This is a genomic window from Myxococcus sp. CA039A, assembly GCF_013336645.1.
In the GTDB taxonomy this organism is placed as follows: Bacteria; Myxococcota; Myxococcia; order Myxococcales; family Myxococcaceae; genus Myxococcus; species Myxococcus llanfairpwllgwyngyllgogerychwyrndrobwllllantysiliogogogochensis.
On sequence record NZ_JABUMQ010000433.1, the window covers coordinates 1 to 7790 of the forward strand.

Annotated in this window: 5 protein-coding genes; 2 read left to right on the forward strand and 3 right to left on the reverse strand. The window is 71.3% G+C overall.

The genetic code is table 11. The features are described from left to right. Positions 1 to 2089 (reverse strand): site-specific recombinase (locus HR086_RS42470; protein WP_174468479.1); only part of this gene is annotated, 2089 nt, incomplete at its 3' end. Between the two features lie 106 nt (positions 2090 to 2195). Further along, a complete protein-coding gene (locus HR086_RS42475) occupies positions 2196 to 2771 on the reverse strand; it encodes an ABC transporter substrate-binding protein (RefSeq protein ID WP_174454270.1) in 576 nt (191 codons plus the stop codon). 228 nt (positions 2772 to 2999) lie between these two features. Here HR086_RS42475 and metK point away from each other — a divergent pair, with 228 nt between their 5' ends. Next, complete coding sequence (gene metK, locus HR086_RS42480; RefSeq protein WP_174468480.1) at positions 3000 to 4181, forward strand: methionine adenosyltransferase; 1182 nt, start codon at positions 3000 to 3002, stop codon at positions 4179 to 4181. Positions 4182 to 4265: 84 nt separating this feature from the next. Here metK and HR086_RS42485 read toward each other — a convergent pair whose 3' ends face one another. Further along, on the reverse strand, positions 4266 to 5084 hold the full coding sequence (locus tag HR086_RS42485; protein WP_174468481.1) for a class D beta-lactamase: 819 nt from the start codon (positions 5082 to 5084) through the stop codon (positions 4266 to 4268). Positions 5085 to 5536: 452 nt separating this feature from the next. Between HR086_RS42485 and HR086_RS42490 the strand changes: the two genes are divergently transcribed. Then, positions 5537 to 7790 (forward strand): tetratricopeptide repeat protein (locus tag HR086_RS42490; protein ID WP_174468482.1); only part of this gene is annotated, 2254 nt, incomplete at its 3' end.

Here is a 7790-nt window from a genome sequence, read left to right on the forward strand (position 1 = left end):
GGAAGAACGAGCGGGGGTCGGCGAGGAAGCGGACCCCCACCGCCCGCAGGAAGGGCAGGGCCTCTCCCAGGGGGACATCACGGGCCCGGACAGCCACGCCCAGGGCCAGCGAGAACGACACGGTGAAGTTCATGACCCCGATGAGCCCCACACCCACCAGGGCCATGAGGAAGTCGGGCTGGAGCACCGCCTGGGGGCCGAGCGCGCCTCCGGCCATGGCCAGCGAGCCGAGCGCGAAGGTGACGTGGCGGACGTCCAGGGGCAGCCCGAAGAAGCGCCCGAGCACGCTCATCAGCGCCAGCAGGAAGCCCAGCGTCACGTTGACGCCCAGGCCCGACGCCCCGTGCACCAGCCCGTCCGCGAGCCGCTGAGCGCCGCCCACTCCCAGGACGCGGCGCAGCATGCGGTGGTGGGCCAGGGCCTCCGGCAGGCGCCGGTACACCACGAAGTTCTCCATCCACCCGCCCGCCACGCTGGACAGCCAGAGCAGCACGCCGGTGAGGGCCGCGTATGGGAGCGCGCCGCTGCGCCAGGGGTGCATGGAGGCCACCGTGGCCTGGGCCTTGGCGGGGGAGAGGAAGGGCGTGCCCCGCGCGGCCTGCCACGCCAGGGCCAGGGCCACCGCGGCGGGCAGCACGCAGCCCAGGTTGCCGGTGAAGGCGGCGAGCTGCGAGCGGGTGATGCGGGGGATGATGTCCACCAGGCTCGACAGCCGGTCTCCCCGGGCGCCCTCGCCCACCGCGCCCGCCAGCGTGGCCGCCGTGACGGAGGGCTGCTTGGTGGCCAGCGTGAAGCCCAGGGCCTGGATGAGCAGGAAGGCCACCGCGTAGTTGAGGCCCACGGCCAGAAACGAGAAGAACGGCGCGAGCGCCAGCGCGGTGAGGGCGAACTTGAGGGCCACGGCGATGGCCGTCACCAGCCCGCCGCCCGCCGCCGAGTGCACCATGGCGTGGAATTCCGAGCGGGTGCTGGTGATGTAGTGCTCGCCGGAGTGACCCGCGCGCTCGATGATTTTACGCGCCAGCATCCGCACGTTGCGCCGCACCAGCTCGCCCACGGAGCGGTCCGCGTGCGCGCGCCGCAAAAGGTCCGACAGGAGCCCCAGCGCCTCGCGCCAGCGCGGCTCACCCCGGGGCGCGCCCAGCACGCGGGCGATGGCCTCCATGCGCTCCAGGCTCCGGCGGATGCGCTCCAGCCGGTACACCAGGTCCACGCTGACGCCCGAGGCCTCCAGGTGCCGTGACACGCTGCCCACCACGAGGCGGCAGTCGTCCACGCACGTGGCCAGGTCCCTCATCGTGTCCGCCGCCGCGTCGCGCGCCAGCACCGCGTCGCACACCATCCGCAGCCGCAGGAAGGGCGAGGCGCGGAAGGCCGTCTCCGGGGCGCGCTCCCTCACGTCCTCCATGGTCCCCAGCGCCGCCGTCTGCACCGCCAGCAACATCAGGGCGTCCAGCAGGTCCGCGCGCACGCGGGCGGCGGGCATCGGGTCCGGCGGCCGGGGCTCGCCCACCAGTGACGCGAGCTTCGCCAGCAGTGCGGGCGACAGCAGCGCCAGCCACACCGCGTCCTCCGGTACGGGGAACAGCCGCAGCAGGAGCTCCGACAGCTTGCCGGGCTCCGGCGGGGAGGGGAGCAGCGTGCGGGCCAGCCGGTCGGACGCCTCCGACAAGAAGCCCTGGCCCGCGGGCAGGCCCACCTGCGCGAAGAGCTTCAGGCCCCGGCTGCCATCGCAGACTGCGGAGACCAGGTGCGTCACCGCGGCCCGCATGGCCGGCTCGCCCTCCATGATGCGCACCATCAGCGTCAGGCGGGTGTCGGTGGGGGGCGCTTCCGGCTCGGTGGCGTCCACCAGCCCGTGGGCGGGGATGCGCTCGCGCAGCCACGCCATCCAGCGCTCCACCCAGTCCAGCCGCGACTCCAGGCCGTCCTCGGGCACGTCGCGCAGGAGCCGGTACAAGTCCCTCACCGCGGGGTGCCCGGGCGCGCGCGGCGCGTACTGCACGCAGAACGCGTCCACCTCCCGCTCGGAAGGAGCGTGGGAGGTGCGGCTCACGGAGAGCTGAGCGGAGGAGGAGGTGGTGGTCATCGACCCGACGAGAGGGGAGGGCGAGACTACGCCATGCGTCGCCCCCTCGGAACCCCTCCGACGGCCGAGGGCCTGGTGGCCCGGCCGTCGGGAGTGGGCGCGGCGACTACTTCTTCGCCAGCTCCTGCCGCATGCGCCCCAGCAGCAGGTCCCATCCGCCCTGGGCCAGCAGCGGCTGCACCTGCGTGTCGCGGATGTCCTGGAGCATGGAGGAGCCGAGCACCGTCACGTCCACGACCTTCCACGCGGCGGCGTCCTTCACCAGCCGGTACTTGAGCTTCATCTCCTGCGTCTTCAGCGGGTGCTTGATGAAGACGACCGAGTCCACCGTGGCCTCGTTGCCCGTCACCTCGGCGGGGGAGTAGACGATGTCCTCCAGCGACTTGAAGTTCTCCCGCACGCGCGGGAAGGCGATCTTCGCGAACAGGCCGTGGAAGAGGGTGACGAACTCCTTGCGCTGCTCGTCGGTGCCCTTGGCCCACGCGTCGCCAAGCAGGTACTTCCCCTGCTCCTCACCCCCGAAGAGCTTGAGGGCCGCCGCGTCGCGCTCGTAGCGCACGGACGACACCACCGTCTTCACCGGCTTGACGACAGGGTCGTCCTTCTTCGGGGCCGCGGCGAGCGCGGGCATGGACAGGGTGAAGGCGACCAGGAGGGAGAGGGTACGGAAGCGGGCGTTCATGTCGGGCGAGTCCTCCACAGGGAATGCTCGGCGTTCTGTTAGCCCAGGAGAACGCTGGGCGCTTCGCGAAATTCAACCCCAGACGACTGGCGGGCGGGCACCATGCCCGGTCGCCCTGCATGTCGGACACCCGAATGAAGCGGCCCGGATGTCTGTTTGACTCCCTTGGGACCACACTTTAGTGTCCGCCCGCGCGCGCGGTATGCGCCCCCCTTGCACTGAGACGACATGCCTACCGACTACCTGTTCACGTCCGAATCCGTCACCGAGGGCCACCCGGACAAGATCGCCGACCAGATCTCCGACGGTGTCCTCGACGCCATCATCGCCAAGGACCCGCAGGCGCGGGTCGCCGTGGAGACGCTCGTCAAGACGGGCCTCGCCATCGTCGCCGGTGAGGTGACGACGAACACCTACGTGGACATCCCCAAGATTGTCCGCAGCACCATCTGCCGGATTGGCTACACCGACAGCTCCATGGGCTACGACGGCAACACCTGCGGCGTCATGGTGGCCATCGAAGGGCAGAGCCAGGACATCGCCCGCGGCGTGGACAACAAGAAGGAGCAGGGCGCCGGTGACCAGGGCATGATGTTCGGCTTCGCGTGCGACGAGACGCCGGAGCTGATGCCCGCCCCGCTGCACTACGCCCACGCGCTGACCCGCAAGCTGGCGGACGTGCGCCGCAAGCAGCACGACTGGCTTCGTCCCGACGGCAAGAGCCAGGTGACGGTGGAGTACCGCGAGGGCCGCCCGGTGCGCATCGACGCGGTGGTGGTGTCCACCCAGCACTCGGACGACGTCTCCAACAAGAAGATCCAGGAGGCCATCCGCGAGGACGTCATCGCGAAGGCGCTCCCCAAGAAGCTCATCGACAACAAGACCAAGTTCTACATCAACCCCACGGGCCGCTTCGTGGTGGGTGGCCCCATGGGCGACTCGGGCCTCACCGGCCGGAAGATCATCGTCGACACCTACGGCGGCATGGGCCGTCACGGTGGCGGCGCCTTCAGTGGCAAGGACCCGTCCAAGGTGGACCGCTCCGCCGCGTACATGGGGCGCCACATCGCGAAGACCGTCGTGGCCGCGGGCCTGGCGACTCGCTGCGAGGTTCAGGTCTCCTACGCCATCGGCGTGGCCGAGCCCGTCAGCGTCATGGTGGAGACCTTCGGCACCGCCACGGTTCCCGAGGAGCGCATCGCCAAGGCCATCCGCCAGACGTTCGGCCTGAAGCCGCGCGAAATCACGGAGCACCTGGACCTGCTGCGGCCCATCTACCAGAAGACCGCCGCGTACGGGCACTTCGGCCGCACGGAGAAGGAGTTCACCTGGGAGCGCACGGACAAGAAGGACGCGCTCCGGGATGCGGCGAACAGCACCTCCACGGGTCGTCGCCTGAAGGTGGTCTGAAACCCGCGCCTTCGCCCCGCTGATGGGGGCTGACGCGGGACCGAGATGGGCCGCTTCCCACCATGGGGGCGGCCCATCGTCGTTTCAGAGCAGCCCGTGCGCCTTGAGCGCGTCGATGGCCGACGCGATTGCCGGCGAGCGCGACGGGGCCTTGCCCGTGGGAGAGCGCACGGCGCTGACGAAGACGTGGCGTCCCTTGGGCGAGGCCACGTGGCCCACCAGCCAGGTGACGTCACCGGACTTGTTCGGGTACCAGCCCGTCTTGGCGCTCAGCACCGCGCCGTCCTTCCAGGGGCCGCCCAGGTTGATGCCGTCGCGGACGCTGGCCACGGTGTCCGGCCCGTGCGTCATCGTGCCCTTCACCTGCTCCAGCACCTTCGGGCTGACGGGGAGCTGGCCCCGGAACATGCGCGCGAGGAAGTCGAGCTGCTCGTCGGGAGAGATGCGCAGCGGGCCTCCCAGCCAGAAGAGGGTGATGTCGCCAGAGGCGTCCCGCGTGCCGTAGTCGAAGCGGCCGAGCCAGTCCTCCATGCGCTCGCGGCCCAGCTGCTTCGCCGTGCCCTGGAAGAACCACACCGCGGAGCGGCGCATGGCCGTGTCCAGCGTCTGGTCCTGGTTCCACATCGCGATGGAGTGCTTGGTGCCATCCCACTTGTGCACCTCGTCCACGCTCGCCACGACGCCGGTCTCCAGGGCGATGAGCGCGTGCGGCACCTTGAAGGTGGAGGCGGGCGGCAGCCGCGTGGCGCACTTCACCGCGTCGTTGCGAGTGACCTTGCCTGTCTCCAGGTCCATCAACAGGAAACAGCCCGGGTGGGCCGCTGGAGCCTTCGGCGCGGCGGCGAGCGCGCTCGTGGTGGCGAGGGTGATGAGGGCGAGCAGTGTCGAGGGGCTGCGGGACATGGGGCTCCGGTTCCGCGCGACGTGGGCCGAGCTTCGCGCGTTGGGGCCGGGGCGAGAGCAAGGCTCGCGCCAGGGCTCGTTGCGAGGCGCGTGAGAGGGGACCCGCAGGTCGCGTGGTCCTCCGGACACGAAGCCGTGGCGCCCCGTCCACGGGCTCGTGGCTCGAAGCCCGCGTCGTGCGCCCACCTGGGGTGCGCTCCTTCGTGCGCGTCTTGTTCGGCCCGTTCCTCCTCGCACCCGGGCCGGGGCCACGGGCTTGGGCACGCGGCGCAGGTGACGTCAGCCCTGAAGCGTCGCCCGCGCTCGTCTACGTCGACCGCGCATGTGGAGCCTCACGTCGCGGCGGCATCGCGATGACGAAAGAAGCGGCGTAGCGTCCCGGCGGGAAGATTCTGGCGACCCGCCGTTGGGTGGGCATGGGCTGCCAGGGCACATACGCGGGGAGTACGGCGGTGGATGACGGGTCCTGGTCCTGGATTCCGCGGCCGAGGTGGGCCGCGCTCGTGGTGGTGGTGGGTGTCGCGGGAGCCGCCGCTGTCGTGGCCGGCGTGCGCTCGCGGCAACGTTCCGAGCCTGTGTCGCCGGAGCTGTTCCTGACGGGCGCTCCAGTGCGCACGCTGGAGGCGCGGGTGAGTTATCCCGGCGCGGATGTACACCGTCCCTACGGACCGCTGCGCTCGGGGGATGCCGGCGGGCCGACTCCCGCGCCGCTGCGTGAGCTGGCGCGGCTGGAGGCCGAGGGCGACATGCAGGGGCTCGCGGCGGCCTATCTGGTGCGCCGCGACACGGAGCTGGCGGCGCCCTATCTGGCGACGGCGGGGACGTCTCCGGACGTGGACAGTGACAGAGCCATCATGGCGTTGGACCAAGGGGACTCCGCCACGGCGCTGGCGCTGTTGGAGGGCGTGCTGACGGCGCGGCCGACGCATGCACAGGCACTGTGGAATCGGGCGCTCGTGCTGCGAGACCTGGAGCTGTGGGCACTCGCCGCGCTGTCTTTCGACGCCGTCGCCGCGCTGGGGGAGCCGGGCTGGGCGGTGGAGGCGAGGACCCGCGCGGACGCGGCGCGCGCTCGGCTGATGAGCACGGAGGACTGGCGCAAGCCGTCGGCGCTAGGACAGGCGCTGGTGACTCAGGGCGAGCCCGTGTCCGCCGAGGTCCTCCAGGCGCATCCCGGCATCTTCCGCATGTTCCTGTACGAGGCCATCCGCGCGGCGCCTTCGCTGGAGCGGCTGCACGCCCTGGAGTCGGTGGCCACGGTCCTGGATACACGCGACGGTGGCACGGTGCTGCGAGATGCCCTCCGCTGGGCGAGCGGACGGGACTTCCACGTCCGCGCGCCCCTGGCCCGTCGCTACCTGGAGCTGTACCGCACGCACGAGGTCGCCGGGGGGCTCGCCGCGTTCCTGGACGAGCTGCGGCGCGCTGGCGAGCTGGACCTGTACCTGGGGGCTTTGGTGCGCGAGGGGAAGGTGGCGGAGCGCCTGGGCGAACTCACCCCGCTCGTCGCGCGACTGGGGGACCCGTGGTTCACGCTCCTGCTGGAGCACGAGCGCGCCAGGGTGGCCATCTCCCGAGGAGAACTGCTCCAGGCGGAGCAACACCTCCTGGCCGCTGCCGCGCTCTGCCAGGAACATCCATTGGGTTACCGCTGCATCCCGATTGAGTCGGACCTGGGCGACCTCTATCGCCAGCTCCACCGGCTGGCGGAGTCCCATCGTCACCTGCAGGCCGCGCGCGCCCTGTACCGCACGGACCCGAGGTGGGGCGAGGCGCAACTGCTGCTCCATCTCGGACAGCTCGCCCGCTACCAGGGTGATGGCGCGCAGGCACGGGCCTATCTGGAGGAGGCGCTCGCGCAGCGTCCCGAGGACTGCACCATCCGCCACTTCGTCCGCTCGAACGACGCGCTGGCCTTGCTGGGGAATCTGTCCGTGGCGCCGGCCCGGGAGCGCATGCGTGAGGCGCTCTCCTGCAAGACGCCCCTGCTGCTCTCGGGCGCGAAGACGCTCGCGGACCTGGCGCGGTTGCGGCCGGACCCGGAGCAGGATGCTCGGCTCGTGGCGGGGATGTCGGAGCGGCGCCAGCAGGGGACGCTCACCCCGGGCGAGGCGGCGCTGCTCACGCACATCGAAGGGCGCTTCCTCGTGGAGCAGGACAGGGTGCGGGGCGAGGCGTTGCTGCGGCGGTCCATCGCCGAGGCGCAGCGCCTTCCCTCCACCAGCGTCGATGCGCGCAAGGCCCGCGCCTACAGCTACACGTCCCTGCTCTTCGCGGCGGCCCGGGCCGGAGAGTCCGAACAGGCGTTCCGACTCTTTGGAGAGGAGCTGGGCGGCCCGCTTCCCGAGCGGTGTGTCCTGGCCGTCACCGTGGATGTCGAGCGGACCCTCGTGCTGGCGCGAGGACCGGAGGGGCAGCTCGTGGAGCATCACGATGCCAGCCGCCGCGCGCCCCTGGATGAGGAGCTTCAGGGACTCGTGCCCGAGTCGGTGACGACGATGCTGCGAGCCTGCCCGGCGGTGGAGGTGGTGGCGCGTCCTCCGCTTCATGGCCGAGCGGGGCTGCTGCCCGAGGATGTGGCGTGGGCCTACCATGTTGTCAGGCCAGGGCCGGCCGTACCGGCACCGAGCACGGGACGTCGGTTGGTGGTGGCGGAGGTGCAGGCGCCCGCGTCGCTGGGGCTGCCCGCGCTCGGCGGGTGGGCGG

Excerpts from the sequence above, each read along its gene's own strand:
- HR086_RS42475 (WP_174454270.1), bottom strand. The coding sequence starts at position 2,771 with ATGAACGCCCGCTTCCGTACCCTCTCCCTCCTGGTCGCCTTCACCCTG.
- metK (WP_174468480.1), top strand. The coding sequence starts at position 3,000 with ATGCCTACCGACTACCTGTTCACGTCCGAATCCGTCACCGAGGGCCAC.
- HR086_RS42485 (WP_174468481.1), bottom strand. The coding sequence starts at position 5,084 with ATGTCCCGCAGCCCCTCGACACTGCTCGCCCTCATCACCCTCGCCACC.